This is a genomic window from Thalassolituus maritimus (assembly GCF_900156675.1).
In the GTDB taxonomy this organism is placed as follows: domain Bacteria; phylum Pseudomonadota; class Gammaproteobacteria; order Pseudomonadales; family Oceanobacteraceae; genus Thalassolituus; species Thalassolituus maritimus.
Genome location: NZ_FTOH01000002.1, coordinates 88,348 through 115,104, shown reverse-complemented (window position 1 = coordinate 115,104; position 26,757 = coordinate 88,348). Strand labels below are relative to the sequence as shown.

Sequence of the window (26,757 nt, the reverse complement as noted above, 5' to 3'; positions counted from 1 at the left end):
GGCTTTTTACATCACTAGCGGTAACAGAACCGCGTGCAAGGTTGCGGTCAGAGTCATCGCCATCGCGGAATAAGCCGCTTGCTGATTTCCCAGCTCAATCGCACGGCTGGTACCAATGGCATGAGCACAGACACCCAGCGTAAGTCCCATGGCTTTGGGGTCATCGAGTTTAACGGATTTAAGCAAAGGCGGAATCATCAACGCACCGAACACGCCGGTAATGATGACAAACGCAGATGCCAGCGCACCAACACCGCCCAGTTGCTCACTGACCGTGACCGCTACCGGCGTGGTCACCGACTTGGTTGACATCGTAACTGTGATCGTGTCATTGCCGATCCAGAAATGCGCCATCGCCACCGCAACGGCCACCGTGGTACCGCCGCCCAGACTGATCGCCAGCGAGATGCGCAGCCACTCCTTCTTCATCACATGAATAAACTGATAAAGAGGCACAGCCAGCATCACCACCACTGGCCCAAGCATCAAGTGCAGGTACTGCCCGCCCTCCATGTAGGTATCAAAACTGATGCCGGTGACCTCAAGCGCCACAGAGACCAGAATGATGCCCGTCAGAATCGGCGGCAGAAACGCCGTATTACCTAACAGGCGATAGATGTGCTGACCCACAGTAAATGCCGCAATGGTCAGCATCGCCCAGAACAGCGGCATATGCAGAAGCTCATTCAGCATCGCGCTGCCTCCCGAACTTCATAATGGCCGCACAGACAATCGCGCCGGGCACGATACTCACTGCCATAATCACCAACAGCGCAATGCCGTTCTCTGCCAGCAGCTCTTTCTGAGTCACGATGCCCACACTCACCGGGATGATAAACAGAGGCAACAGCGGCGACAGCGTCTTGCTGATCTGCGACAGCGACTCAGGCGCACGCCCACGAATCATCAGGAACACTAGCAACAGCAGCATACCGATGATAGAGCCGGGGACAGGCGAATCCAGTTGGGACTGGAGCAGGTTGCCTGTGACAAGAAAGAAAAGAAGAATTAAAAGACCAGTCATCTGACAATCACCATGACTCAGGCAGCTTACGGGATGAATGAAAAACGCGAAGTATCTCGACGCGTTTGAGCCTCGCGTTAACGCGGTAGGGCACGATGTATCGTGTGGCAGGAACTATCAGCTCGCGTGTTCCGGGAATCCGGCCGGGGTGTCCTAGTGCAGGGTTATCTGCCAGAAGGCCAATGGCAGAGGTTGTGCTTTCTACGACTCTCATCGCTGCGCCTGGATCTGTCTCAGCGATGTAATCTGCTTCCTGCGTCAGATTGCTGAGCGCTTTGCGTAGCCACTTGATTTCCATCTATGGGGTCACTTCTTTGGCGTCTGCCATTTGTTAAGCGCGTCTGTCACCTCAGTTTCTGATGCAAAGTCACCAGCGTCCGCCTCCGTGAGGGCATCGAGAGTTTCCTGAATCTGCCATTCATTCAGCTCAACGAACTCACGCAATGCCTCGCTCGCCAGAAACGATTTAGAGCGATGTGTAGCAGTTGCCAGCTTATCCAGCCGTTCTTTGAGCTCAGGTTCTAGCCGTATAGTCATGGTCGTGGACATATGGCATGCCTCAATATACTGTGTTCGAGTGTACACAATATAGCACGGTGTAATCGGATGTGGTAGTTCGCCATACAGGTTGACTCTTGTGGGTAATAGGAAAAATATGGGTCACCAAGGTGAAAACTTTTCAGGAGTCAAAGGATTGTTGAAATGGAATTGTTTATAAGAGTATTCGTGTCGGTGCTGACCGCGTTAACTTCTTTTGCTTTGTTGTTGAGCGGCTTATTTTCACTAATTGTTTGGTACGACGACGGTGAATTGGCGGATTTATTACCCGCTCTTGGTGTCGCCGGTATGATTTGGGTTTTTGGTCTCGTCTTATTTGGATTCAGCGGCCCCTTCTTCTGGTGTGTTTTCTATTTTCTTCTTCAGAGGCTAAAGCTTTCTGAGTTCAAAAAACATTTTCTGGCTGCACTTTTATCCACGGCAACAGTCTCCACCCTGCAATTTAAAGTAGTCTTTAAGGAAGATATTGATCTGGAGAACTCAACTATTTTTCTGCCATTTATTCTGCCGGTTGTCGTTTTAAGCCTGGTTTTGTACAAGCGTTGGTACATAAAGAAGCCTGCTTGACCTGATTATGAAGTGGGCGACCATAGCAATAGTCATGGTTGATGGTTGTTGCAGAGTTCGCTGATGTGAGATTCCTATCAGTTGCGGATATTTACCCAAGAAGTGCGAATGATATAGCGTGGTGCTACTTCCATCTATATGAGTGATGCAGGAGCTACAGCCCCTGCACAGTCTCCAGTATTTTCGCGTACTGCTCATGCTTATCAGGAAACACCAGCATCGCTTGCAGGGTCTGAATTGTTGCTGCCATTTTTACCGTATTCATGGCGCTTTTGTGTTCACTCTCTGCGATTGCCTGCAGTGAGCTTATGAAGGCATCCATGACTTCGCGTACGGCATGGTTAAAACGGTCGGCTGAGCCCAAATTACATTCGAGTGCGAATTTCACGGCTTCTTCGATGGTTTTATTCAGGTTTTCTTTGATGTTTTGCTGCGCTTCTTCTGACTGAGCTTTCAGAGCTTCGATTTGTTGCTCAGCTACGTTTTCTATCTTCGCGCTCTGAGTGCTGTCGCTAGGGGGATTCTTATCCGTGGTTCTCTGCGCTTGTTGTGCTCCTTTCGCCGCGTTGCTGGCATCAGCAGGCGATGTTGCTTTCGCTTCTGTAGGGTTGGTCTTTTCGAATTGAGCTGCAGTACTTGCCGTGTCGATGCTATATAGCGTCGATATGCCCTGGGTCAGTGCGGCTTGTGCCGCGACTGCAGCCTGCTGTTGAGCGGTAGTGGCATTATGCGCCGCGTTTGAAAGCGCCTGAGCGGTCGCTTGATACAAATTTCCCATGGCCATTGCAGGGGCGTCGGCCAGAACTTTTACATTGCTTTGGGTGATGGAATCAGTGATCTGATCATTAACTGCGGTAGGGAAGGCCATGGGGTTAATCCTTTAAATATGGTTAACCCACAATAAAGCGATCTCGGTTTCAGAGTAAAGTCAGAATGCGCCAGCTACACGGAAGAATATGCCCTGGTATCCAGAGTACGCTCCACTCAGGGAAAGGCGCCAATAACACCCGGGGAACTGCCGGTTTTTATTCGAGGGCCAAATTTTAGATGGCATCTTGGGACACTTGTCGGGAATGAGATGACTGTTTGAGAATATTCTCCTGCACAGCGGTGATCGCAATGCAGGAGGTTAGTGAGTACTCGCGAATTGTAAGCGTTACTTCACAGTTCAGGCGGTCGTTGCTTCCCGCTCAGTAGTTTCAATCACTGTCTCAGACTCCATGGACGCCAGACTTCCCAACTCCTGGTCGAATTCGCTGATAAAGCTTTCCATTCTGTCATCGGAAAATTCAGCCGAGGGGTATGACAGGTTCACATTGAAAACGCCATTAATGTTGCAGAGCGTCATAAACATCCCGAAGGTCGGGACTGTGGCGATAACATCTCTCACCTGTGCCTTCTCTCCGGCTTTGTTCAGAAAGTCGAGACTACCAACCGTAGAGAAATGGATGGTTGGTACTGGGATCGTGTCCTTTCTTTTGCCTGCCAATATCCCCAGGGAGTACAACTTTTTACCAATGAGTGTGAATGCTTTATCAAGAAGCCAGGGGTATGAAAGCTTTTTGTGCTTAAGCCTGTCGATCGCATTGGTGAGTTGGTTCTGCAGGTTTTCCATCATGCGCTGTGGGGATCCCATATCTTTGCGGTATGCCCTGAGTATGGACGTAGTAACGTAATTTCCAAATACGGGTGCGTCTTTATCGAAGTAAGGGCGCAAATCGTACGAGAGGCGGATGGATACAGTATCGCCGTGCTCTTCGCCGTATCGCTCAAAGAAACTTCGTGCAAGCGCAGTGAGGAAGTAAATATTAAGGCTGTAGCCCATTGATTTGGCTTTCGGCTTCAGGTCGGTCAGTTCATTCTGGAGGTACCGGTGCTTCATAGAAACAGAGCCGATAAAGTCTGTTTTTGTTTCTGCCGGGCTGATGATTTTGTCGTGAGCCGCTTTTTTATTTTCGGCTGAGAGTAATTTCCAGGACTTAAATACCTGGATCGGTGCGGTGATGTAGGGTTTCTGGAAGACGCCCGGCACCATTGATGGGTCTTCAAGGGCCTGCGCTATGGTTTCTTTGCCATTCAGGTGCGCCATCAATGACGAGACCATATTAATCCAGCCAACACCGTCACAGGTCATGTGGTGAACTGATATTAGCAGGATGTTTTCTTCGGGCAGGAAGCGGATTTTAATCGGCAGTGCCTGCTGAAGAGTGAATGACTCGTTGAGAAACTCATTCTGGTAATCCTTGAAAGCCTGTGAATCAAAAGGAAGGTCTCTCTTTATCTTGAAGGCGTCATCGAATAAAGCGTTGATATGAATTTCATCAGAGATAACTTTCAGGCGCTGCGAGAAAAGTGTCGGTTCTACAATTGTTCTGAGTTTCGGATAGAGATCCATTATGTGCCTGAAGGCGGATCGGATTTCCTCCTCAGAGTGCACCGTCGCAAGCCTCAGCGTAATCATCTGTGAGACGGAGGGTGCAAGGTCCTCGACGACCAGATAGAGAAATTCAGATTTGTTCAGCTTGAGGTATTTGCTGTCGGTTTGCATGATCAAACTCCTTTTGGTGACGTGCACCCCTGATCGTCTTGCCAGGCACTGCATGCGCTTTGGAATCGGTGAGAGATTTTTTCTTTAACAATACTGCGGTTTACAGAGGCTTGCTACCGGAACGACTGGCTTGTGCTGCGGATGTCTGTCGATTGGCGTGAATAGGTCAGCTAAGAAAAGCGATACGGGGACTGCATGGAGTTACTACTTAAAATCACCTACTCAGGGAGAGTAAGTGGTGCGGAAGGAGAGACTCGAACTCTCACACCTTACGGCACCAGAACCTAAATCTGGCGTGTCTACCAATTTCACCACTTCCGCAAAGAAGAGGTGGCGATTCTACTGATTATTGCGGTTATTGCAAGCCTATCTTGGCGCGTTCTGGTGTCTGCGGTATCGTACGGACATCTGACAACAGGAAGTTCTCTATGAACCCAAGCGATGCCCGCCTGAACACCAATATCCTTCTTGCCGCAGCTGCCTTTGTGATAGTGATTGCGGGCGTTAAGAGCGCAGCGAGTATCCTGATTCCGTTTTTGTTGTCGATCTTCATTGCGATTCTGAGTGCTCCCGTGATGCGCTGGCTGACGCGTCACCGCGTACCCGAAATCGTCGCTGTGATTCTGATTCTTGTGGGATTTCTGCTGTTCGGGACGATTCTGGCCACCTTCGTTGGTCGAACGATTAATGCGTTCTACCAGGACATGCCGCTGTACGAGAGTAAGTTGCAGGCGCTTGTCGATCAGTCGGTTGCCTGGTTGCAGGCCAACGGAGTGGACGTCTCTGATAACGTACTGCGAGAGTACGTTAATCCGGGCGCCGTAATGAAAATGGTCGCCAACGTTTTCAATGGCCTGGGCGGCGTTTTAGCGAATACCTTCCTGATCCTTTTTACGGTGATCTTTATTCTGCTGGAGGCGGCGGGCTTCCCGGCAAAACTGAGAAAAGCCTTGGGTGACAAAACTCAGGCGGTTCAGCACTTTGCTCGCTTCTCTCAGTTGGTTCAGAAGTACCTGGTGATCAAGACTCTTGTGAGCTTAATGACGGGGGCCAGTATTGGTATCGCGCTCTGGATAATTGGTGTTGATTACGCTGCGATGTGGGCGTTGGTCGCATTTCTCCTGAACTACATCCCGAATATCGGCTCTATTATTGCGGCGGTGCCAGCTGTGCTGGTCGCACTTATTCAATTAAGTGTTGGTGAAGCCGCGCTGACGGCGCTTGTATACGTTATTGCCAATACCTTCTTTGGCAACATCGTTGAGCCCAAGATGATGGGGCGGACGTTAGGTCTCTCTACTCTGGTAGTGTTCTTATCTCTGGTGTTCTGGGGATGGGTGCTTGGCCCGGTCGGTATGCTGTTGTCTATTCCGCTCACCATGGTTGTGAAGATCGCGTTTGAGGTTAACGAGCGTACCCGCTGGGTCGCGACTTTACTCGACCAGTGACCGGTTGGTCAGAGGAGACGTTGGTCAGCGTAAATCGGTAAGCGTAAATAAGGGTAAAACCGTGTGGGCGCAGTCACAGCGCGGGGTTACTCTGAATGTAAAGATTAAGGGTAAGCTATGAAATCTGTACTGTTGATTGATGATGACGTTGAACTCGGCGAACTGCTCAAAGAGTACCTGTCTATGGAAGGGTTTGAACTGACTGCAGTGCACGATGGCGAATCCGGCTTACAGCAGGCGTTGTCGGGTGATTACAGCCTGGTGCTGCTCGACGTAATGTTGCCAAAGAAAAATGGTTTTGAAGTTCTGCGTGAGCTGCGCCAGAAGTCTTCTATTCCGGTCATTATGCTGACTGCCCGTGGCGAAAGCGTTGATCGTGTTCTGGGGCTCGAACACGGTGCTGATGACTATATCCCTAAGCCTTACCACCACCACGAGCTGATGGCGCGTATCAAAGCGCTGTTCCGTCGTATTGAAATGTCAGCGGAAGAACCTGAATCGACCTCAAATGAGCTTAAGGTTGGCGAGCTTGAACTGAATCCAGCGACCCGCACGGCCACGCGTAGTGGCGAAGAACTCCCTCTGACGGGTGCTGAGTTTGGTGTTTTACAATGCCTGATGGAAAACGTCGGGGACCTCGTAGATAAAGACAGTCTGTCGATGGCGGCTCTGGGTCGTCAGCTGATGGCCTACGACCGCTCGATTGATATGCACGTCAGTAACCTGCGTAAAAAGCTGGGTAAGCGTGACGACGATTCGGACTGGATCAAGACCGTCCGCAGCCGTGGCTACATGCTGGTGCGGGTGTAAGGTCTGTTTTGCTGACTAGCTTTATTACTCTCTGGGTAGTGGTGAGCCGCTGATGGTGCGCTGGTACCGCTCTCTGTTCCTGCGCATCTTCCTCTGGTTCTGGTTGATGGTGTTTTTCTCCATGACGGTGGCGATTGGTGTCATCGTCTGGTTGGAGGATGACTACTACCGCGAAGCCAACACGCAGGAAATCCGCTTGTTGCGCACCATTGTAGAAACTCAACGTCCGATTCTTGCTGAAGAGCGTCGCTTCTGGCGCCGTTTGCGGCCGGGCTGGAACCTGGTCATAACACCCCTCGATAACATCAGTCAGCTTCCACACGACATTGAAGAGTTCGCCGACGAAGCGGCAGAACGTTCTCAGATCCTCTGGGGGCAGGACGACGGCTGGCAGATGATCGGCCCTGTGAGTCGCGGTAACTACCTGTATGTTGCCGTTGCGCGCAGTGGTTGGCAGGGCGTGCTCGAAGATGAAAATCGCTGGCTGATCCCCGTGACAGTGGTCTTGGTAGTGACGCTTATGTGTTCGCTACTGGCCTGGTCCATGACGCGTCCGGTTCGACGCCTGCAAGGCGCTGTGAAACGTCTGGCGAAAGGCGATTTTGATATGTCTGCCCTCAGTAAGACTTATCGACGCCACGACGAAATCGGTGCTCTGACACAGGAAGTGATTGATATGGCGGATGCTCTGCAGCGCTTGCTACATAGTCATCAGCAATTGCTTCGCGATGTATCACATGAACTCCGTTCGCCACTGACCCGCCTTCAGATTGCTTTAGCGATTGCCCGTAAAAAAGACGAAGGCAGTAAATTGATCGCAGAGCATGATCGTATTGAACGCGCTGTCGGTCAGGTAGATAACCTGATCGGTCAAATGCTTGATCTGGCACGCCTGCAACAACAGGATCAGGCAGAGTTGCTGCGCGAAGAAGACATTGTGCAGGAGCGCTTACAGGAGTGGCTGGATGATGCTGAAATCGAAAGTAACGACCATAAGCTGAGCATCCGCTGTGACATCGATTCAAAACCCATCAAGGCTGACTGGGACTGGCTGCTGGTTGAGCGCGCCTTCGATAATATTCTGCGCAACGCCATCCGTTTCTCGCCTGAGGGGGGAGAGCTTGTTATCCGCTGTCACGAGCGTAGCGGAGTCGTGGCTTTGTCCGTGCGTGATTCTGGCCCCGGTGTTCCGGAAGAAGAGTTGTCACGTATTTTCGATGCGTTTGCGCAGGTGGACTCTGCCCGTGATCACGCCTCTGGTGGCTATGGTATCGGCCTTGCTCTGGTGAGTCGCATCACCGAGCTACACAATGGCACAGTAGTCGCCGAAAACCAGTCGCCGGGCCTGCGGGTAACGCTTTCTATGCCGGTATCTGATAAAAAATCCGCCTGACATCATGAAATGTTCATAAATCATCCAGATTCCCCCTTTTCTTCTGGAGTTTCCCAGCTGTTTTTGGTATTAAATACGGCCCTTTTGCCCCAGCACCTCCGGAAGAAGCGGTGTAAGAGGCGAAATTACACAAACAGCGACGAAACTGGACACCGACTATGTCAGAAGATTTCAAACAAGCGGCATTGGATTACCACGAGTTTCCAAAGCCGGGTAAGATCAGCGTTGAGCTGACCACGCCAGCACAAACCTCACGCGACCTGTCATTGGCATACAGCCCGGGTGTGGCTGAGCCTGTGAAAGAAATCGCTGCTGATCCTGAAAACGCTTACCGCTATACCGCCAAAGGCAACCTGGTTGCAGTAATCACTGACGGTTCTGCCATTCTTGGTCTGGGTAACCTTGGCCCGCTGGCGTCTAAGCCGGTAATGGAAGGTAAGAGCCTGCTGTTCAAGCGTTTTGCTGGTGTTGATTCAATCGACATTGAAGTTGAATCTGAAAGCCCACAGGCCTTCATCGATACAGTTCGTCGTATTGCTAATACTTTCGGTGGTATCAACCTCGAAGACATCAAAGCCCCTGAGTGCTTTGAAATCGAACGTACTCTGATCGAACAGTGTGAAATCCCTGTATTCCACGATGACCAGCACGGTACTGCGATTGTAACGGTTGCCGGTGTACTGAACGCTCTGGAAATCGTTGGTAAAAACATCGCTGACGTTAAAATGACTGTACTGGGTGCAGGCGCGGCAGCAATCTCTTGCTCCAAGCTGCTGATCCTGGCGGGCATGAAGCCAGAAAACATCTTTATGTGTGACCGTAAAGGCGTGATTCATTCTGGCCGTGACGACCTGAACCAGTACAAAGCTGGCTTCGCTATCGACACTGACAAGCGCACTGTTGACGACGCACTGAACGGTGCTGACATCTTCCTGGGTCTGTCTGGTCCTAACATGGTGACTGGCGAGCAGATCAAGACGATGGCGGCTAACCCAATCATCTTCGCTTGTGCGAACCCAGTCCCAGAAATTATGCCTGAAGAAGTGGCAGCAGCACGTGACGACGCCATCATGGCGACGGGTCGTTCTGACTTCCCGAACCAGGTAAACAACGTACTTGGCTTCCCATTCATCTTTCGTGGTGCTCTGGACGTACGTGCTCGTCGCATCAACGAAGAAATGAAGCTGGCTGCTGCTAAAGCGCTGGCGGGTCTGGCGAAAGAGCCAGTGACTCAGGAAGTTCTGGATGCATACGGTCTGGATTCTCTGGAATTCGGCCCTGAGTACATTATCCCTAAAGCGGTTGATAGCCGTCTGCTGGGTGTTGTGTCGACTGCAGTTGCACAGGCTGCCATCGATACTGGTGCGGCTGATGGCCCACTGCCAGCAAACTACCCACTGAAGTCTATTTCAGACATCTGATTAGTCGGATTCAGTGAGTAATAAAAAGGCCGCTTATGCGGCCTTTTTTGTGCCTCAATGGTTTGCTTTACTGAGTCACAGATAAATCGGCAGGCACGATATATAATCGGTTACCATCGATGGTGTTGGTATCGAGCATTTTCTGCTCCAGCTCTCCGCCGGTTGACCAGGTAGCGAAATCATCGTCGTTAAGTACGCCGAGGTATTCGTCATTAATAATCCACAAGCCTTCCATTTTATCGTGCGGATAATCGACCTCGGCGACCATATCTACCACCAGAGTTTTTTCAACTGGCACGATGTTGTGTTCAGCCAGAGTTGACCAGTCACCATCTTCCAGAACCTGTTGCTCCAGGGTATTACCATTAATTAGCAGGCCAAGATCAGGGTCTTGTGACAGGGTCGGAACAGCGATCGCTTCTGCCGCGGCCACAACGCTTGGTGCAACTGATTCGAGATCTGTACCTGTGCTCAGGTCGATACGATAAACACGTTTCATGGCATCTGGTTTAGCGGCTTCTGCGCCGTTAGGCCCGCCGTAAAGAAAGCTGCCGTCGCGCTCAATCAGAATGAACTCGTTGGCACTCAGCGCCGTGATTTCGGAGTTGGAGTTCTGAGTCTTTTCCTGTTTATAGAGGTATTGATGAACATCTCCGGTCTCGGTATTTACGGTGACGATACGAGAAATATCGAGATTTTTTACTGAGCTGTTCGGTAGGTACATGGTGGATTGCATAATCCCGACCAGGGTCTTTTCATCGGGTGTGATCGCAAGACCTTCCATACCACGGTTAGCGCGACGATAGCCGAACTCAGCAGGCAGGGTGTGGGTGTTACGTTCGTCTTCGGCGAAGGCGTTAATGCGGCCGATCTCTACACCGTTGGCATCGAAGTGCACCATGTGGGGGCCGTATTCGTCAGATACCCAGAAGCTGCCATTACTCAGGACCACAAGACCCTCAGGATCGAGGCCGTAGTCGTCGAGTTTGAGTGGATTGGTTTCTTCATCGTAGGGTAAGGTCGGGTCAACGAGGACCGGAGAGCCGTCAGCGTTGTATGGCGTTTCTCCGGTGCCGCCAAGGTCTGAAGTGTTTGGCAGTCCGGTGATCAGAGAGCCGTCAGGGCGCTTCATCAGAGTGGTTTTAATCAGGCTGATTTCGCCGTTTTCACTGACTTCAAAAAGGCCGATACGTGGTGTGTAATCTGGCGACGGGAATTTCTTACCTTTACCGTATTCCCCTGTAAAAGTGGCATTGGGCCCACGGTCAGTCAGAGCGTAAAAGCGATTGTCGCTTTGCGGGTCTTTAAACATGGCAGAGCCGAAGCCGCCGTTGCGCACTTCAAAAGGTAGGGATGTTTTGTGATCAATCAGATCTGAGCGCAGCACGCTGTATGGCAGGTAGACGCCATCTGCGGCTAATGTTTCATAAAACTCCAGAGTTTCTTCTGGCGCTGCGGGGGCGTTCGATGTATCGGTGACGTCATCGGCGATGTTGTTACTGTCATTATTGCTGTTGTTATCGTCACCGCCGCAACCGGTGAGTGCAAATGACAGTATGAGGGTCGAGAGTAGAGTTTTTTTGAGTTCCATTGTACTTCCGTTGTTTCCGTAAAATTAAGAAACGCGGAGTCTATGGTGTAAGGGTGACAGTTCGGTGACGCTTTTTTATCTGTGTGGGGTTTGCCTGACTGTGTGATGGGGCCACAAAAAAGCCCGGCAGATTTCTCGGCCGGGCTTATTTGATTCAAACGTCGTTGCTATCAGCTCTTCTTAGGCTTAGCGCGCTTACGTTCGTTTTCGGTCAGCAGTTTCTTACGCAGACGGATGCTGGTAGGGGTCACTTCTACCAGTTCGTCGTCTTCGATGAATTCCAGTGCCTGCTCCAGTGTGTGCTTCACTGGTGGCGTCAGGTTGATCGCTTCATCGGTGCCGGATGCACGGACGTTGGTCAGCTGCTTAGCCTTGGTTGGGTTAACCACCAGATCATTATCACGGCTGTGAAGACCGACGATCATGCCTTCGTACACTTCAGTCGCTGGTGATACGAACAGACGACCACGCTCCTGAAGAGTGAAGAGGGCATAACCCAGAACCTTACCAGCAACCATAGAAACCAGTACGCCGTTGTGGCGGGTAGATCCCAGACCGGTCTGAACCGGACCGTAATGGTCAAATACGTTGGTCAGGATGCCTGAGCCTGAGGTCATGGTCAGGAACTGGTTACGGAAACCGATCAGACCACGTGCTGGCATGATGAACTCAAGACGCGTACGGCCTTTACCATCCGGAACCATGTTGGTCATTTCAGCGCGACGGTTGCCCATTTCTTCCATGATGGAACCCTGGTGCTCGTCTTCGATGTCGATAACGACCTGCTCGTAAGGTTCCTGCAGTTCACCGTCAACTTCTTTCTGAACAACTTCTGGCTTACCGATGGCCATTTCAAAGCCTTCGCGACGCATGGTTTCGATCAGTACCGACAGGTGCAGTTCACCACGGCCAGAGACTTTAAATTTCTCCGGGCTGTCGCCTTCTTCAACACGCAGAGCCACGTTGTGGATCAGCTCCTGCTCAAGACGGTCTTTAATATTACGCGAGGTAACGTACTTACCTTCTTTACCAGCAAACGGCGAGTCGTTCACCTGGAAGGTCATGCTTACGGTTGGCTCATCAACCGTCAGTGGCGGCAGAGCTTCAACATTGCCAACAGCACACAGGGTGTCAGAAATGTTCAGGCCGTCGATACCCGAGATACAAACGATGTCACCGGCCGCAGCTTCATCAACGTCGACACGGTTCAGACCGTGGAAGCCTTTCACCTGCTGGATGCGACCTTTGCGGGTGTTGCCTTCCGCAGTGATTAGCTGGATGTCAGTACCTGGCTTCAGCTTACCGCGAGTAATGCGGCCAACACCGATAACGCCCACGAAGCTGTCATAGTCGAGTGCAGAAACCTGCATCTGGAACGGGCCGTCGAGTTCAACTTTCGGTGCTTCAACGTGATCAACGATCATCTGGAACAGTGGCGTCATGTCGTCAGCCATGTTGTCAGGATCATCGCCAGCAATACCGTTCAGGGCGGAAGCGTAAATCACAGGGAAATCGAGCTGTTCTTCGGTCGCGCCGAGGCGGTCGAACAGGTCGAAGATTTCGTCCATTACCCAGTCAGGACGTGCACCCGGACGGTCAATTTTGTTGATAACAACGATAGGACGCAGGCCGCGCTCGAATGCTTTCTGAGTGACGAAACGGGTCTGAGGCATAGGGCCATCAACCGCGTCTACCAGAAGACAAACGGAGTCAACCATCGACATAACACGTTCTACTTCGCCACCGAAGTCGGCGTGTCCAGGGGTGTCGACGATGTTAATACGGTAGTCGTTCCATTTAATGGCGGTGTTCTTCGCCAGAATGGTAATACCGCGTTCTTTCTCCTGATCGTTGGAGTCCATCACACGCTCACCGCCCTGATTGCGGTCCAGAGTACCGGACTGCTCTAAGAGCTTGTCGACCAGTGTAGTTTTACCGTGGTCAACGTGGGCGATGATGGCGATGTTTCTGAGATTCTCAATCACAACAGTAGCCTTCAGAATTGTGAGCCCTGATGGCACTGCGTCAGCAGAGTCAGGAGCAGGTTAAAATTTGAGCGCGGAGTATACCTGAAACACATTACAGCTGGGATATTTCTTTCATGCCGTGTCGCAGGAATACACAAGAGGTTTTGGTACGTCAGAAGACTGGATAAAAAAGCGCGGATTTGCACCAAAGAGCATATACGGCAGGGGGCCGGTGAACATATACTGTGCGGGCCTGAAATCGCACACCCGATGGAAGGAGAGAATTGCATCAAAATAGTGCACATTGCCAGATGTGTGATTCATAGAGGTGCATTCAGAGTGTGCGACATTCCGGTTTAGCCCGAAAGTAGTGGGTTTGCAGTGATGTCCAAAATGGCACACTACTTGCTCTAACAGTGAGCATGGAATCCGGGGCGAGCCCCGAACTTAATAGAACCAGCATCTGGAGAAAGACAATGTCAGAGAACACTCTGAACCTGATCAAAGAGAATGAAGTGACGTGGGTAGACCTGCGCTTCACTGACACCAAGGGTAAAGAACAGCACGTTACTATTCCGGCTTCTTACGTTGACGAAGAATTCTTCGAAACTGGCCAGATGTTCGATGGTTCTTCTATTTCTGGTTGGAAGGGCATTAACGAATCTGACATGATCCTGATGCCAGATGACGAAACTGCGTACATGGATCCGTTCACTGAAGACGCTACTCTGATCCTGCGTTGTGACATCATCGAGCCTTCAACTATGCAAGGTTACGAGCGTGACCCACGTTCTGTTGCTAAGCGCGCTGAAGCTTACCTGCAGTCTACTGGTTTGGGTGACACTGCATTCTTCGGTCCAGAGCCAGAATTCTTCATCTTTGATGACGTAACCTGGGGCTCTGACATGCAGGGCAACTTCTACAAAATCAACTCTGACGAAGGCGCATGGGCAACTGCTTCTAAAGTAGAAGGCGGCAACCTGGGTCACCGTCCACGTGTTAAAGGCGGTTACTTCCCAGTACCACCAGTTGATAGCCTGCACGACATCCGTGCTGCTATGTGTAACACACTGATCGCAATTGGTCAGGACGTAGAAGTACACCACCACGAAGTTGCGAACGCTGGTCAGAACGAAATCGGCGTTAAGTTCAACACTCTGGTTAAGAAAGCTGACGAAGTTCAGACACTGAAATACGTGATCCACAACGTTGCTGCTGCATACGGCAAAACTGCTACCTTCATGCCTAAGCCAATCGTTGGCGATAACGGTTCTGGTATGCACGTTCACCAGTCTTTCTGGAAAGACGGTGAGAACCAGTTCGCTGGTGACGGCTATGCTGGTCTGTCTGAAACTGCTCTGTTCTACATCGGCGGTATCATCAAGCACGCTAAAGCACTGAACGCGTTCACTAACCCGTCTACCAACTCTTACAAGCGTCTGATCCCAGGCTTCGAAGCTCCAGTTATGCTGGCATACTCTGCCCGTAACCGTTCTGCTTCTATCCGTATCCCATACGTTGCAAGCCCTAAAGGTAAGCGTATTGAAGCTCGCTTCCCAGATCCAACTGCTAACCCATACCTGGCGTTCGCAGCTATGCTGATGGCTGGCCTTGACGGTGTTAAGAACAAGATCCACCCTGGCGATGCAGCTGACAAAGACCTGTACGACCTGCCAGCTGAAGAAGCTGCTCAGATTCCACAGGTCTGTGGTTCACTGCGTGAAGCTCTGGAAAGCCTTGAAGCTGATAAAGACTTCCTGACTGCTGGTGGCGTGTTCACCGAAGACATGATCGAAGCTTACATCGAGCTGAAGATGGAAGAAGTACACCGTGTAGAGCACACCACGCATCCAGTAGAGTTCGACATGTACTACTCTGTATAAGATAAGCTAGCTGCGTTGCTGCAGCGGTGTTGGATCTCAGTTCAGAATGCTCATGTACAACTTGTACACTCCGCTTCTTCACTGAGATCCGCCTGGCTGCAACTGCCTCGCAAACGCTTATCGCGCAGATAAGAAAGGGTCGCTTCGGCGGCCTTTTTTTGTGTCTGTGAAAAAACGATTTTGCGGAAATTTATAGGAGGGGATCTCATCCCCGAGAAGAGACTAAGGCGACATCCCCTCCCAAAACTGGATAATGGCGCACAGATACTCTTTTCCGGTGCGCTACCATGCAGATCAAGGTCAACTTCCTCGACAACCTCCGACTCGAAGCCAAGTTCGATGACTTCAGTGTGATCGCTGATCAGCCGATCCGTTACAAAGGCGATGGGTCAGCGCCCGGACCATTTGATTACTTTCTGGCATCGTCGGCGCTCTGTGCGGCCTACTTCGTGAAGGTCTACTGCAATGCCCGCGATATCCCCACTGAGAATATCCGCCTTTCCCAGAACAATATTGTTGACCCAGAAAACCGCTATAACCAGATATTCAAAATCGACGTTGAGCTGCCAGAAGACATTTCTGACAAGGACCGAACCGGCATTATCCGTTCGATCGATCGTTGCACGGTAAAAAAGGTGGTTCAGACAGGGCCAGACTTCCAGATCAATGTGGTTGAGAACCTCGATGATGATGCTCAGGCGCTGCTTGATGTCCCTGAGCTGGCGGGTGAAGGCACTCTCATTACCGGTAAAGACCTCCCGCTAGAGCAGACTATTGCGAAAATGACGGGCTTGCTGGCGGATCTTGGTATGCGCATCGAGGTCACATCATGGCGTAATATCGTCCCGAATGTGTGGTCGCTGAATATCCGTGATGCCGACTCTCAAATGTGCTTCACCAATGGTAAAGGTGCGACCAAAGATGCGGCACTGGCATCCGCATTGGGCGAGTTTATGGAGCGCCTTAACTGTAATTTCTTCTACAACGATCAATACTTCGGTGAAGAAATTGCCAACGCAAAGTTCGTGCATTATCCGAATGAAAAATGGTTCCAGCCCGGCCCGGAAGATGAGCTGCCCGAGGGTATTCTTGATGACTACTGTCTCGAAATTTATAACCCAGACGATGAGCTTTGTGGCTCTCACTTAATTGATACGAATTCGGGCAACATCGAGCGGGGAGTGTGTTCACTACCCTATGTTCGTCAGTCTGATGGCGAGACGGTGTATTTCCCATCTAATCTGATCGAAAACCTGTTTCTCAGTAATGGTATGAGCGCAGGAAACACCATCGAAGAGGCGCAGGTTCAGTGCTTGTCTGAAATATTTGAACGCGCTGTAAAACGCGAAATCCTGGAGAACGAACTGGCCCTGCCTGATGTCCCTGAAGAGGTTCTGATTCGTTATCCGAATATCGTAGAAGGTATCAAGGGCCTTGAAGAGCAAGGCTTTCCTATTCTGGTGAAAGACGCTTCGCTGGGTGGTCAGTTTCCGGTGATGTGCGTGACCCTGATGAACCCGAGAACCGGCGGTGTCTTCGCCTCGTTTGGTGCTCACCCGGATTTTGAAGTGGCCCTGGAGCGTTGTGTGACTGAGCTGATGCAGGGGCGAAGTTTTGAAGGTATGAACGATGTACCTAAGCCAACGTTCGAGTCTCTGGCGGTGACCGAGCCAAATAATTTTGTTGAACATTTTATTGATTCGACGGGGGTCGTTTCCTGGCGCTTTTTCAGCAATAAGGCTGACTTTGATTTTGTCGATTGGGATTTCACAGCGGGCGGCACCCACTCAACTAAAGAAGAAGCAAGCGCACTGTTTGATCTGCTTAAAGACCTCGGCAAAGAAGCCTATATGGCAACCTATACCGAGCTGGGCGTACCCGCTGTTCGTATTCTGGTGCCCGACTTTTCTGAGGTGTATCCGGTTGAAGACTTAGTCTGGGATAACACCAATAAATCATTATTTTTCAGAGACGATATTCTGAATATCCATTCGCGCTCTGACGACGAAATTGAGGCCTTACTCGAACGTCTCGAAGAAAGTGAACTGGATAATTACACCGATATTATTACCTTAATTGGCGTTGAGTTTGATGAAAATACGGTGTGGGGCCAACTGACAATTCTGGAATTAAAGCTTCTGTTATGCCTGGCACTTGGGCGCTTAGAAGAAGCGAAGGAATTCACCGAGATGTTTCTTCAGTTTAATGACAATACGGTTGAACGCGGACTCTTCTATCAGGCAATGGATGTCGCCCTTGAGGTGATACTCGCTGATGATATGGACATCAGTGAATACGAGCACAACTTCCGTCGTATGTTTGGCGATGAGCGCATGGATGCGGTGTTGGGTTCTATCGCCGGTACCGTTCGCTTCTATGGCCTGACGCCAACTAATAATCGCCTCGAAGGTCTGGATAAGCACCTGCGTTTAGTCGAAAGCTACAGGAAACTGCACGCCGCACGAAGCGCGGTACATTCGGGCTGAGAACACGCGACCTGCGGGGTATGAAAACATCGTTTTAAACCCCGCAATCCCCATCTATACTTGATCTCAAAATTAAACTACTCAACAGGATCATCAGGCCACTTATGAGCTGGAGCCGTGAATCAGTTGTCGCTGAGCTGAAAGAATTTGACTGGTCACTGCCTGATGCCGATCCCGGCCCGGAGCTGAGTGCCTACAGCGCACATTATCACCTTAACTTCGAAGACTCTGCAGAGGCCCTTTCTCATCAGGCGGGTTACCTCAATATCGCGGAATTTCAGATTGTTGTGCAGCGCTGGATGTGCCCCAATGCTCGCGGCACGGCGGTAATCATTCATGGCTACTATGACCATCTTGGGCTGTACGGTTCGCTGATTGATTACTGTCTGCGTCAGCAGTTAAACGTGATTGCCTTTGATTTGCCGGGGCACGGACTGTCGAGCGGTGAGCAGGCGACGATTCGGGACTTTCAGGAATACGATGCGGTATTCAGTGGGTTGATGGATCAGGTCACCGAGAACATGGATGAAGGGCCAGCTTCTAATCTGGTGGCGTTTGGCCAGAGCACCGGCGGAGCCATCCTGATTAATTATCTGCTTAAACGCGGTTTCACAGTCAACGACTGTCCGTTCAAGGATGTGATTCTGCTTGCACCTCTGGTGCGTCCTGTCGGCTGGCGCAAGGGTATTATCTTTCACCCTGTAGTAAGTCTGTTTATGAAACAGATGAAGCGTAAGCATGGCGATTCATCGTCTGATGAGGAATTTCTCGATTTCGTCCGCTCGCAAGACCCGCTCCAGTCGCTCTATCTGAGTGTGCAGTGGGTAGGTGCATTGATCCGTTGGATGCGCTTTATCGAGGCTCAGCCTGCAACCGATGTGAATTTGTTTGTCGTGCAAGGGGATAACGACGGCACCGTCGACTGGCGCCACAATATGAAGGTGCTGGAAGCTAAGTTTACTGCTCGCGAGTTGTTTATTCTTGAAGACGGTCGCCATCATCTGGTGAATGAATCACGGGATAAACGGGCGGATATGTATCAGCGGATTACTGAGCGGTTAAAACAGACCCTGAATACACCGGTTTCTACGGCCTGAAGCAACAGGATATATGTATGAGTCGTTGAGGTAGCTTCTGTTCTGACCGTGTGTCGCATGGATGCGAGGCGCGAGCCTACAGGGACGTATTTACGGCGAGTCAGAACTGAAGCTGCCTTCACGGCTCAGTTAAGATTTCTCCAGCCCCAGAATATATTCCCACTCTTCTTTTGATACCGGCTGAACGGATAGCCGCCCGCGATTCAGTAACACCATTTCACTCAGTGCTTCATGCTGGCGCAGCTCTTTCAATGTGATGACCCGCCTCAGGGCACGATCAGCCACGACATTAATTGTTATCCAGCGTGGATTGTCCGGTGACGACTTTGGATCATAATACTTTGATGCCGGGTCAAGGGAACTCGGGTCAATGATACCCGTCTCAGTGATGGCGCAGATTCCGACAATTCCGGGCTCTTTGCAGCTGGAATGGTAAAAAAATGCTTTATCACCCACATTTATGTCGTCTCTGAGGATATTGCGGGCTTGATAATTACGCACACCATCCCATACTGTGCCCTTGTTTAGGGCGTTCTCCAGGTCATTGTAAGAGAATGCGTCCGGCTCGGATTTGAGTAACCAGAATTTCATAATAGCGCCTTATCTTGGCTCGCTGATTGCTTAGGGCTAAATGCGCCTTTGGTTGCTAAAGACGATGAACGTCTACTTTCGGTCGCAATGATAAAAAATAATGAGGAGCACGGGTTATAGCCGATGACTCCTCAAGTAAGAATAACAGCTTAAAATTGGGAACACTGAGTAATGAGAAAGCCAGATGTACTTATATTTCTCTCACTCCTCGCCATTATTGGTTCTGCCGTCACCAGTATCGCCGCTGAAGAGCGCCGTGACCCGACAGTGCTTGCCTCAGAGGCGAGTATCCGCTGAATAACGGCGGCTGAAACCTCTGGGTATCGGTTAATTCGAAAGGGGCGTTATCCCTTTCTCTGTTGCTATAAACTGCAGTGGGATATCCCATGATTCGGCAGGCAGCATTCTTATTTCCTGAAAAGCGTACGCACAACCAATCAGGGCGGGCTTCTGGCCTGGTCGGCGGCTGAATGCCAGCGTGCGGTCGTAAAAGCCGCCGCCCATTCCCAGACGATTGCCGCGCTCATCAAATGCAACCAGCGGCAGACCAATCATGCTGAGAAAGCGCGCTGGTACATGGGTACCCCGGCGGAAGTCAGGTTCTGATATGCCGAACCGGTTGCGACGCATGGGCGTCTCAGGTTGGTACCGTATAAATGTCAGATAGCCTCTGCGCAGAGGGTGCAGTACTGGCAAATACACTTCTTTTCCCCGTTTCCACAAATCTTCGATGGCCCAGTGCGGATCAATTTCACCATCATTGCTCAGGTAAAGAGCCACCCGGTTAGCGCTCAGGTACTGAGTGCTGTGATGTAGGCTACGGGTCAGGCCTCGGCCGGCTTTATGTCGTTGCGCAGGTGTCAGGGCGCGGCGCTTTTTGCGGATCAGTTTACGGAGTTCTTGCTTGTTCACGGGGGAGGCTTCCAGAAAAGAAAAGCTCCCTGGTGCGCCCTTATGTCGGATAAAGCCCTTGAACCCTATGGTTCAAGGTGGGGGGTTCGATCATCGAATCAGGCTTTCCGGTCATGCCGGACATGCTCACAACAACGAGAGAAACCCTCCTGGGTAATAAGCATCGGCTCGAGGTCTTTACCGACCAGGCACTCCAGGGAGCAAATGAAGTATAGCAAAGAGCGGGGGGCGGATGTCACGGAAAACCCAGTGAGAATTTGTGAAGTGCTGCAGAAAAACACTATTTTTCTGCAGCGAAAGGGTTACAGCTCGAGTTGTGAGTCTTCTTCGAGAAGGGCGTCGACACGCTTGTTCAGGCGCTCGATGTCGCTGTTAACCTGCACCTGGCCGTTCTCTGCTTCGCGCAGCTGGTGGGTGATGTTCAAGGCAGCAATGACAGCGATGCGGTCAGCGCCTAATACCTTGCCGGCCTTCGAACTGGCTTCACGGATTTCGTGCATCTTGTCGTTCAGATAATTCGCAGCTTCGCGCAGTTCGCTCTCAGCCCCTTCTGGGCAGTTGATGCGATATTCGCGCTCCATGATTGTCAGGGATACGGTATTTGGGGTCTTAGCCACTGTTACGCTCCAGAGTCTGCAGGCGGGTGATCATTTCAGAGACTTTGCGGCGCGCGATTTCATTCTGCTGAATTAGCTTCGCACGCTCTGCCTGCCAGGCGGCTTCGGCATTGCGCATGGCCTTATTCTGCTCGCGCAGATCTTCATGAATATCGAGCAGTTTCTCGATCTTCTGTAGTAGTGCTTGCATCTCGGCCTCTTGCATCGCGGTCCGTCACCTTATTTATTGTCGGGCACAGGGCTGCCAGATAGTGGGTACTATAAGAGGCAGCCGGGCAAATGGTCAACGTGCGGCCCCGGTTTTGGGACGCATCTTCTTACTCAGGTCGCCCCAAGTGGTACAATCTGACCATAAACTGTTTCTGAGGTTCTTATGGCACTGAATTATCCCGAACTCGCCGACCAGTGGGAAGACGATAAATGCTTTCAATCGCCGTCGGCATTGCATGGCTGGTTAACGGGTTTTCTTTCTGCCGGTGCTCGCCTTACGACCGACAGCTGGCTTCAGGAAGCTGCCGATTACCTTGAGATCGAGGCAGTTACCGAAGGGCTGCACCCCCTGCTTGTCGGGTTCTACGCAGACGTTGTCGACACCCTCGGCGCTGAAGATATGGCGTATCAGGTTCTACTGCCCGACGATGAAGAAGCGGACGTCGATGAGCAGGTGGAATGCCTGGCACAGTGGAGCAAGGGTTTCCTGGATGGCCTGGGAGCTTCTGGCAAAATTACCGGGCGCCCTGATAAAGATGTGATGGAAGTACTGCAGGACCTGGACGCCTTCTCGCAGGCGCAGGTTGACGACGTTAACGACCCTGAAAACGTGCAGCTGCTGAATGAACTGGCAGAACACGCCCGTGTTGCAGCTTTGACAGTGTTTTATGCGTACAACAAACCCCAGCAGCCGCCTGCAGGTGCCACCCAGAAAACATTGCACTGATTTGCGAGACAGAAATCAATCTGGATATTCACGATAGCAACGCACACCTGATGCCGAGAGAGATCACTATGATCAAGCTGGATTCTGCCGAGTACGCAAAACGTCGTAAGGCGTTAATGGAAAAAATGAGCCCGAACAGCATCGCGATTCTGGCTTCTGCGCCCGTCACCGTGCGCAACCGTGATGTTGAACATCCTTTCCGCCAGGACAGCGACTTCTATTATCTGAGTGGCTTTGATGAAGAGCATTCAGTGTTGGTGCTGATTCCCGGGCGTGAACATGGCGAATACGTGATGTTCTGTCAGGAAAAAATCAAAGAGCAGGAAATCTGGACCGGACGTCGTGTTGGCCCGGAAGCGGCGCCTGAGGTTTTAGGCTGCGACGATGCATTCCCGGTAACTGATATCGACGATATTCTGCCAGGGCTGATCGAAGGCTGTAATCGTATTTATGCGAATCTGGGCACGAGCCCGGAGTTTGACCGCCAGCTGATGCAATGGGTGAATCATATAAGGGCTCAGGTGCGCAGTGGTGCAACACCTCCTCACGAATTCAGTGCGCTGGATCATCTGCTGCATGAGCAGCGTGTGATTAAATCGGATGCTGAGGTGGCGGTGATGCGTCATGCGGCCGAGATAAGTGCCGAGGCGCACACCCGTGCCATGCAGACTGTGCGTCCGGGAATGCGCGAGTATCAGCTGGAAGCTGAGATTATGCAGATTTTCATGGCGGCGGGCAGTCGCTGGCCTGCCTATCCATCGATTGTCGGCTCGGGCGACAACGGTTGCATACTCCACTATACGCGCAACGATGACGTCATTAATGATGGCGAGTTGGTACTTATCGATGCTGGCTGTGAGCTGGATTACTACGCTTCTGATATTACCCGTACGTTCCCATCTAACGGGCGTTTTAGTGAGCCTCAGAGGGCACTGTACCAACTGACCCTTGATGCGCAGTACGCAGCGATTGAGGCGACTAAACCAGGTAATCACTGGAATCAGCCTCACGAGGCTGCAGTTAAAGTACTGACAACCGGTCTCGTTGAGCTCGGTCTTTTGAGTGGTGAGGTCGACGAGCTGATAGAGTCGCTCGCGTACCGTCAGTTCTACATGCATAAAACCGGACATTGGCTGGGCATGGATGTGCACGATGTCGGTGAATATCGGGTTGAGGGTGAGTGGCGCACGCTGGCCCCGGGCATGGTACTGACCATTGAACCTGGTATTTATGTTGCACCGGACGATGAGTCTGTCGATGAAAAATGGCGAGGTATCGGCATCCGTATCGAAGATGATGTCGTAGTTACTCAAGATGGATGCGATGTCCTGACCAAAGACGTTGTTAAAGAGATCGCAGATATTGAAGCTCTGATGAGTGCGTAAAGCTATGAGTACAGATAACAGCAAGGTAGACATTACCATTATTGGTGCCGGTATGGCCGGCGCCAGCCTGGTTCATTTGCTGGCACCTGCACGTGCGGCTGGTCTTAGCATTGCCCTGATTGATCGTCAGCCCCTGAGCTGGGATAAAGACGACAGTGACCGACCTCCATCGTTCGATGGCAGAGCAACTGCCCTCTCTTGGGGAACGAGACAGATACTCGAAGAGCTGGACATCTGGAACAGCATTGCTCCCTACGCCTGCAGTATCGATCACATTCAGGTCAGTGACGAAGGCCGCTTTGGTCAGGCTCAATTGCATGCGAATGAACAGAACACCGAAGCGCTCGGTTATATCATTGAGAACCATCGCCTCGGGCAAGGCCTGCTGTCGGGGCTTAATGTCTCTGACAGCCTGCATGTGATGGCGCCGAACAGTGTTGAAACTGTGCGCATGACGGCAGAAGGTGCCGAACTGAAGCTGGATAATGGACGCACCCTTACCACCCAGCTTCTGATTATGGCGGACGGTGGCCGCTCGCCACTGCCGCGCCAGCTGGGCATAGAGCAAAGTCGGAAAGACTATGGTGCGCAGGCTCTGGTGACTCAGGTTAAGTGTGAGAAGCCTCATGACCATTGGGCGTATGAACGTTTCAGTAGTGATGGTCCGATCGCTTTTTTACCATTGAACAATAATGAGTACGCCGTTGTCTGGACACTGAACAATGATGAAATCGACGACGTTCTGGCACTGGCGGACGACGTTCTGATTGAACGGTTACAGGCCCGTATCGGATATCGGGTCGGTAAGATATCCGCCATTGGTGAGCGGCTGACTTATCCGCTGGCGCTGGTGAAGTCATCCGAGCAGGTCAGACGCTCGCTGGTTTTGCTGGGCAACGCCGCGCACAGCCTTCATCCCGTGGCAGGTCAGGGGTTTAACCTCACACTGAGAGACGCTGCGGTACTTGCTGAACATCTGAACCGGGCGGCGATGCAGGAGCAGGATGTGGGCAGTCTGGATGTCTTGGAAGCCTACCTTCAGCAGCAGTCGGCAGATCAGCGCAATACCATTGCTGCCAGCGACCTGCTGCCGAGAATATTCGGCAGTAAAGTACCGGCGGTCGCACTTTTGCGCGATGCGGGCTTGTTGACCATGGCAGCTGCGCCGGTCGCGCGTCGCCTGTTTGCTCGCCACGCTATGGGGCTGGGTCACACAGCCGCGAAACTGGGATAAATATTATGCAGTTTGATGTTGCTATTGTAGGTGCGGGGCTGGTCGGACAGGCCATTGCCGCTGCCCTGATTCAGGGTGCGGATGATATACGTGTTGCTCTGATTGACCCTTCGACACCTGCGCCCGCGGGAGAATGCAGTGGTGTGAATGATTATGACCTGCGGGTCAGCGCACTTACGGCTCAATCTCAGGCGTTCCTGACAGACATCGGTGCCTGGGATCTTATTCCGCACCAGGTGCTGAGTGGTTATACCCGGATGCACGTCTGGGACGCAGAGGGAACAGGCTCGGTCACCTTTAATGCGACCGACCTGCACGTTCCGGCGCTGGGGCATATCGTTGAAAATCGACAGACGCTGACAGCATTGAATCAGTTGACAGAGTCCGCTCGTTCAATCGAGCGTCTTCAGACCGCGGTGCAGAGTTTCGATAACCCAGATGCAGACGGCTGGGTGCCTGTTACTCTGGCGGACGGAAACGCACTCGAAACCCGTCTTCTTATTGGTGCTGATGGTGCGTTATCTAACGTCCGTCAGATGGCCGGAATGACGACCCGTGAGTGGGATTATGGTCATCATGCGATCGTAGCGACTGTACGTACTGAGCAGAGTGTCGCGCAGACCGCCTGGCAGCGCTTTCGCCCGGAAGGGCCGCTCGCGTTCCTTCCTCTGCATTCTGACGATCATCTGGCTTCAATCGTCTGGTCGACATTGCCAGAGGAAGCAGACAAAGTGCTGGCCATGTCGGACGAAGACTTCTGCGCTGCACTTACCGATGCCTTTGAGGGTAAGCTGGGTAAGGTCACTGAAGTATCACGCCGACAGCGTTTCCCGTTACGCCAGCGCCATGCATCGCAGTATTACGAAGCCGGGGTTGTTGTCGCAGGAGATGCTGCACATACGATTCACCCACTGGCTGGTCAGGGCGTGAATCTCGGTTTTAAAGACGCTCAGGTTCTATCTGAAGAAATAGTGCGGGCAATGGATAAGGGGCTGTCCCCTGGATCTGATGCGGTACTGGCGCGCTATCAGCGTCGTCGTCAGGCCGATAATCTGGCGACAATGGCGGCAATGGAGGGCTTTAAGCGTTTGTTTGCGTCAGACCAGCCTCTGGTGCGCTTAATACGTAACGAGGGAATGCGCCTGTTCGATAAAATGATGCCGGTAAAACAGCATGTCGTTATGAAAGCGATGGGCTTGCAGTAAGCTTTTCGTGGCGCTTCAGTAGTTCTGGGCGCCCACGCCGCTTTCATCATACGAGAGCGTCAGCTGTTCTACGTCGTACTCTCCGAGACCGAGGTGAGCCAGAATCTCACTTCCTGATGCTTGCCATTCAAGGTCTTCGTCCTGTTGGCCGAGAATTCGGTAATTTCCGCAGATATGTTCCGCGAGCTTGAGAATGCCCAGTAGTGTTTTACGCTCATCGTCGCTCGTATTTTCCGGGCGGAAGTAGTGAGTGGCATTGTGGTGTTCTGCAATGACGTCGCAGATGGGTTTCGGTACCCGCCAGGATTTCGCCGTGTAATAGCCAATCACAGCGTGGTTGGTGTTGAGTATGGCATTTTCAGTATCCACTACGCGTTTGTCAGGGTGCGCATACGACTCTTCCATCACTTCAAAGTAGTTATCGAACCGCATCATCATCAGTGGAATGCCACAATTGTGAAATAAGCCGAGCATGTAGGCCCAGTCTGTTGGCTCAAAGTTGATGGTGCGAGCGATATCCACGGAGATATTGGCAATGTCGGTGGCGGTATCCCAGAATCGATTGAGCTGAACTATGTTGGCGTCACTGAGCTCGCTACGGATGGCCAGACCATTGATGACATTGATTACGCTATCGATGCCGATCAGGTTGACTGCATGTTCGACTGACGTGCTGGGTGAGCTGAGGTTATAAGCCGCCGAATTAACGACCTTGAGGATGGCTCCCGTCAGGCCGACATCCTGGCTGATCAGTTTTGCGATACTGCGTGGGTCAGGATCGGGACACATCTGCTCCATTTGCAGATCAACCAACACCTGCGGCTGCGGTGGCACGCGGATGCCCTGCATGATGTCGCTTATCTGCTGATCTGTAAGAGGTTGCGCCATGGCTGCCTGCCGAAATCGGGACCGTAAATTAGTGATCTAAGTTTAGCCAGAACTCGACACAGGTGTTTATTATTTTGTAATCAATGTGCACCTGCGTGTCTGCTGCACAAGGTGTCGGGGTGTTGGTGGTACTCCCCGCCGGGCGGCAGCAGCATTGATACCATGCCCGGCAGGTTGTTGCGCTGAGTGGACCAG

Annotated in this window: 26 protein-coding genes, 1 tRNA gene and 1 other RNA gene; 13 read left to right on the top strand and 15 right to left on the bottom strand. The window is 51.7% G+C overall.

Annotated elements, in window-relative coordinates; translation table 11 throughout:
- Positions 1-6 precede the first annotated feature (6 nt).
- The 4 genes from BW941_RS03395 to BW941_RS03380 are packed head-to-tail and all read right to left on the bottom strand — an operon-like array spanning position 7 to position 1,573.
- Entirely contained in the window at positions 7-693 is a 687-nt protein-coding gene (locus BW941_RS03395; RefSeq protein WP_076514274.1) for an LrgB family protein, read from the bottom strand.
- Positions 683-1,024 carry a CidA/LrgA family protein gene (locus BW941_RS03390; RefSeq protein ID WP_076514273.1) on the bottom strand — a complete coding sequence of 114 codons (342 nt, stop codon included), beginning with the start codon at positions 1,022-1,024 and terminating at the stop codon, positions 683-685. Before BW941_RS03390 ends, BW941_RS03395 begins: the two co-directional genes overlap by 11 nt.
- A gap of 7 nt (positions 1,025-1,031) precedes the next feature.
- Positions 1,032-1,322 carry a type II toxin-antitoxin system RelE/ParE family toxin gene (locus tag BW941_RS03385; protein ID WP_076514272.1) on the bottom strand — a complete coding sequence of 97 codons (291 nt, stop codon included), beginning with the start codon at positions 1,320-1,322 and terminating at the stop codon, positions 1,032-1,034.
- Between the two features lie 8 nt (positions 1,323-1,330).
- Positions 1,331-1,573 carry a CopG family ribbon-helix-helix protein gene (locus BW941_RS03380; protein ID WP_076514271.1) on the bottom strand — a complete coding sequence of 81 codons (243 nt, stop codon included), beginning with the start codon at positions 1,571-1,573 and terminating at the stop codon, positions 1,331-1,333.
- A gap of 153 nt (positions 1,574-1,726) precedes the next feature.
- Between BW941_RS03380 and BW941_RS03375 the strand changes: the two genes are divergently transcribed.
- Positions 1,727-2,149, top strand: coding sequence for a hypothetical protein (locus BW941_RS03375; RefSeq protein ID WP_076514270.1), 423 nt, complete (start codon positions 1,727-1,729; stop codon positions 2,147-2,149).
- 154 nt (positions 2,150-2,303) lie between these two features.
- Here BW941_RS03375 and BW941_RS18115 read toward each other — a convergent pair whose 3' ends face one another.
- The 3 genes from BW941_RS18115 to BW941_RS03360 all read right to left on the bottom strand — a co-directional run bounded on the left by BW941_RS18115 (position 2,304) and on the right by BW941_RS03360 (position 5,018).
- Positions 2,304-3,017, bottom strand: a complete 714-nt coding sequence (locus BW941_RS18115; protein ID WP_436286945.1) for a RebB family R body protein — start codon at positions 3,015-3,017, stop codon at positions 2,304-2,306.
- A 300-nt stretch (positions 3,018-3,317) separates the two neighbouring features.
- The gene (locus tag BW941_RS03365) at positions 3,318-4,697 is read right to left on the bottom strand and encodes a condensation domain-containing protein (RefSeq protein WP_076514269.1); all 1,380 of its coding nucleotides are present in this window, start codon (positions 4,695-4,697) and stop codon (positions 3,318-3,320) included.
- 236 nt (positions 4,698-4,933) lie between these two features.
- Positions 4,934-5,018: transfer RNA gene (locus tag BW941_RS03360), tRNA-Leu, on the bottom strand.
- A gap of 107 nt (positions 5,019-5,125) precedes the next feature.
- Here BW941_RS03360 and BW941_RS03355 point away from each other — a divergent pair.
- The 4 genes from BW941_RS03355 to BW941_RS03340 all read left to right on the top strand — a co-directional run bounded on the left by BW941_RS03355 (position 5,126) and on the right by BW941_RS03340 (position 9,769).
- Positions 5,126-6,145, top strand: a complete 1,020-nt coding sequence (locus BW941_RS03355; RefSeq protein WP_076514268.1) for an AI-2E family transporter — start codon at positions 5,126-5,128, stop codon at positions 6,143-6,145.
- 117 nt (positions 6,146-6,262) lie between these two features.
- Positions 6,263-6,955, top strand: coding sequence for a response regulator (locus BW941_RS03350; protein WP_068436582.1), 693 nt, complete (start codon positions 6,263-6,265; stop codon positions 6,953-6,955).
- 52 nt (positions 6,956-7,007) lie between these two features.
- The gene (locus tag BW941_RS03345; protein WP_076514267.1) at positions 7,008-8,348 is read left to right on the top strand and encodes a HAMP domain-containing sensor histidine kinase; all 1,341 of its coding nucleotides are present in this window, start codon (positions 7,008-7,010) and stop codon (positions 8,346-8,348) included.
- A gap of 158 nt (positions 8,349-8,506) precedes the next feature.
- Complete coding sequence (locus tag BW941_RS03340) at positions 8,507-9,769, top strand: malic enzyme-like NAD(P)-binding protein (protein ID WP_076514266.1); 1,263 nt, start codon at positions 8,507-8,509, stop codon at positions 9,767-9,769.
- A gap of 67 nt (positions 9,770-9,836) precedes the next feature.
- Here the strand turns inward: BW941_RS03340 and BW941_RS03335 are convergent, their stop codons facing one another.
- Together BW941_RS03335 and typA are read right to left on the bottom strand one after the other, a co-directional pair.
- The gene (locus tag BW941_RS03335; protein ID WP_076514265.1) at positions 9,837-11,360 is read right to left on the bottom strand and encodes an esterase-like activity of phytase family protein; all 1,524 of its coding nucleotides are present in this window, start codon (positions 11,358-11,360) and stop codon (positions 9,837-9,839) included.
- 170 nt (positions 11,361-11,530) lie between these two features.
- Positions 11,531-13,345 (bottom strand): translational GTPase TypA, encoded by a 1,815-nt coding sequence (typA, locus tag BW941_RS03330; RefSeq protein WP_139325727.1) that lies wholly within the window; start codon positions 13,343-13,345, stop codon positions 11,531-11,533.
- A gap of 458 nt (positions 13,346-13,803) precedes the next feature.
- Between typA and glnA the strand changes: the two genes are divergently transcribed.
- The 3 genes from glnA to BW941_RS03315 all read left to right on the top strand — a co-directional run bounded on the left by glnA (position 13,804) and on the right by BW941_RS03315 (position 18,793).
- Complete coding sequence (gene glnA, locus BW941_RS03325) at positions 13,804-15,210, top strand: glutamate--ammonia ligase (RefSeq protein ID WP_076514264.1); 1,407 nt, start codon at positions 13,804-13,806, stop codon at positions 15,208-15,210.
- Between the two features lie 287 nt (positions 15,211-15,497).
- Entirely contained in the window at positions 15,498-17,696 is a 2,199-nt protein-coding gene (locus tag BW941_RS03320; protein WP_076514263.1) for an OsmC domain/YcaO domain-containing protein, read from the top strand.
- A gap of 104 nt (positions 17,697-17,800) precedes the next feature.
- Positions 17,801-18,793: an alpha/beta hydrolase gene (locus tag BW941_RS03315; RefSeq protein WP_076514262.1), complete on the top strand. Its 993-nt coding sequence runs from the start codon at positions 17,801-17,803 to the stop codon at positions 18,791-18,793.
- A 129-nt stretch (positions 18,794-18,922) separates the two neighbouring features.
- Here BW941_RS03315 and BW941_RS03310 read toward each other — a convergent pair whose 3' ends face one another.
- Positions 18,923-19,384 carry an EVE domain-containing protein gene (locus tag BW941_RS03310; protein ID WP_076514261.1) on the bottom strand — a complete coding sequence of 154 codons (462 nt, stop codon included), beginning with the start codon at positions 19,382-19,384 and terminating at the stop codon, positions 18,923-18,925.
- A gap of 171 nt (positions 19,385-19,555) precedes the next feature.
- Between BW941_RS03310 and BW941_RS18020 the strand changes: the two genes are divergently transcribed.
- On the top strand, positions 19,556-19,681 hold the full coding sequence (locus BW941_RS18020) for a hypothetical protein (protein ID WP_273089454.1): 126 nt from the start codon (positions 19,556-19,558) through the stop codon (positions 19,679-19,681).
- Between the two features lie 30 nt (positions 19,682-19,711).
- Here the strand turns inward: BW941_RS18020 and BW941_RS03305 are convergent, their stop codons facing one another.
- From BW941_RS03305 to BW941_RS03290, 4 genes are all read right to left on the bottom strand, one after another.
- Positions 19,712-20,296, bottom strand: coding sequence for a 5-formyltetrahydrofolate cyclo-ligase (locus tag BW941_RS03305; RefSeq protein ID WP_245820032.1), 585 nt, complete (start codon positions 20,294-20,296; stop codon positions 19,712-19,714).
- Positions 20,297-20,318: 22 nt separating this feature from the next.
- A non-coding RNA gene (ssrS, locus tag BW941_RS03300) (6S RNA) lies at positions 20,319-20,499 on the bottom strand.
- A 99-nt stretch (positions 20,500-20,598) separates the two neighbouring features.
- The gene (locus tag BW941_RS03295) at positions 20,599-20,913 is read right to left on the bottom strand and encodes a cell division protein ZapA (RefSeq protein WP_217693562.1); all 315 of its coding nucleotides are present in this window, start codon (positions 20,911-20,913) and stop codon (positions 20,599-20,601) included.
- The gene (locus tag BW941_RS03290; RefSeq protein ID WP_175607857.1) at positions 20,906-21,103 is read right to left on the bottom strand and encodes a TIGR02449 family protein; all 198 of its coding nucleotides are present in this window, start codon (positions 21,101-21,103) and stop codon (positions 20,906-20,908) included. The genes BW941_RS03295 and BW941_RS03290 overlap by 8 nt, the downstream gene beginning before the upstream one ends.
- 183 nt (positions 21,104-21,286) lie before the next feature.
- Here BW941_RS03290 and BW941_RS03285 point away from each other — a divergent pair, with 183 nt between their 5' ends.
- From BW941_RS03285 to BW941_RS03270, 4 genes are all read left to right on the top strand, one after another.
- Positions 21,287-21,850: a UPF0149 family protein gene (locus BW941_RS03285; protein WP_076514259.1), complete on the top strand. Its 564-nt coding sequence runs from the start codon at positions 21,287-21,289 to the stop codon at positions 21,848-21,850.
- 68 nt (positions 21,851-21,918) lie between these two features.
- Positions 21,919-23,235: a Xaa-Pro aminopeptidase gene (gene pepP / locus BW941_RS03280; protein WP_076514258.1), complete on the top strand. Its 1,317-nt coding sequence runs from the start codon at positions 21,919-21,921 to the stop codon at positions 23,233-23,235.
- A 4-nt stretch (positions 23,236-23,239) separates the two neighbouring features.
- Entirely contained in the window at positions 23,240-24,469 is a 1,230-nt protein-coding gene (gene ubiH / locus BW941_RS03275) for a 2-octaprenyl-6-methoxyphenyl hydroxylase (protein WP_076514257.1), read from the top strand.
- Positions 24,470-24,474: 5 nt separating this feature from the next.
- Positions 24,475-25,674 carry a UbiH/UbiF/VisC/COQ6 family ubiquinone biosynthesis hydroxylase gene (locus BW941_RS03270; protein ID WP_076514256.1) on the top strand — a complete coding sequence of 400 codons (1,200 nt, stop codon included), beginning with the start codon at positions 24,475-24,477 and terminating at the stop codon, positions 25,672-25,674.
- A gap of 15 nt (positions 25,675-25,689) precedes the next feature.
- Here BW941_RS03270 and BW941_RS03265 read toward each other — a convergent pair whose 3' ends face one another.
- Complete coding sequence (locus BW941_RS03265; RefSeq protein ID WP_076514255.1) at positions 25,690-26,562, bottom strand: HDOD domain-containing protein; 873 nt, start codon at positions 26,560-26,562, stop codon at positions 25,690-25,692.
- Positions 26,563-26,757: the final 195 nt, after the last annotated feature.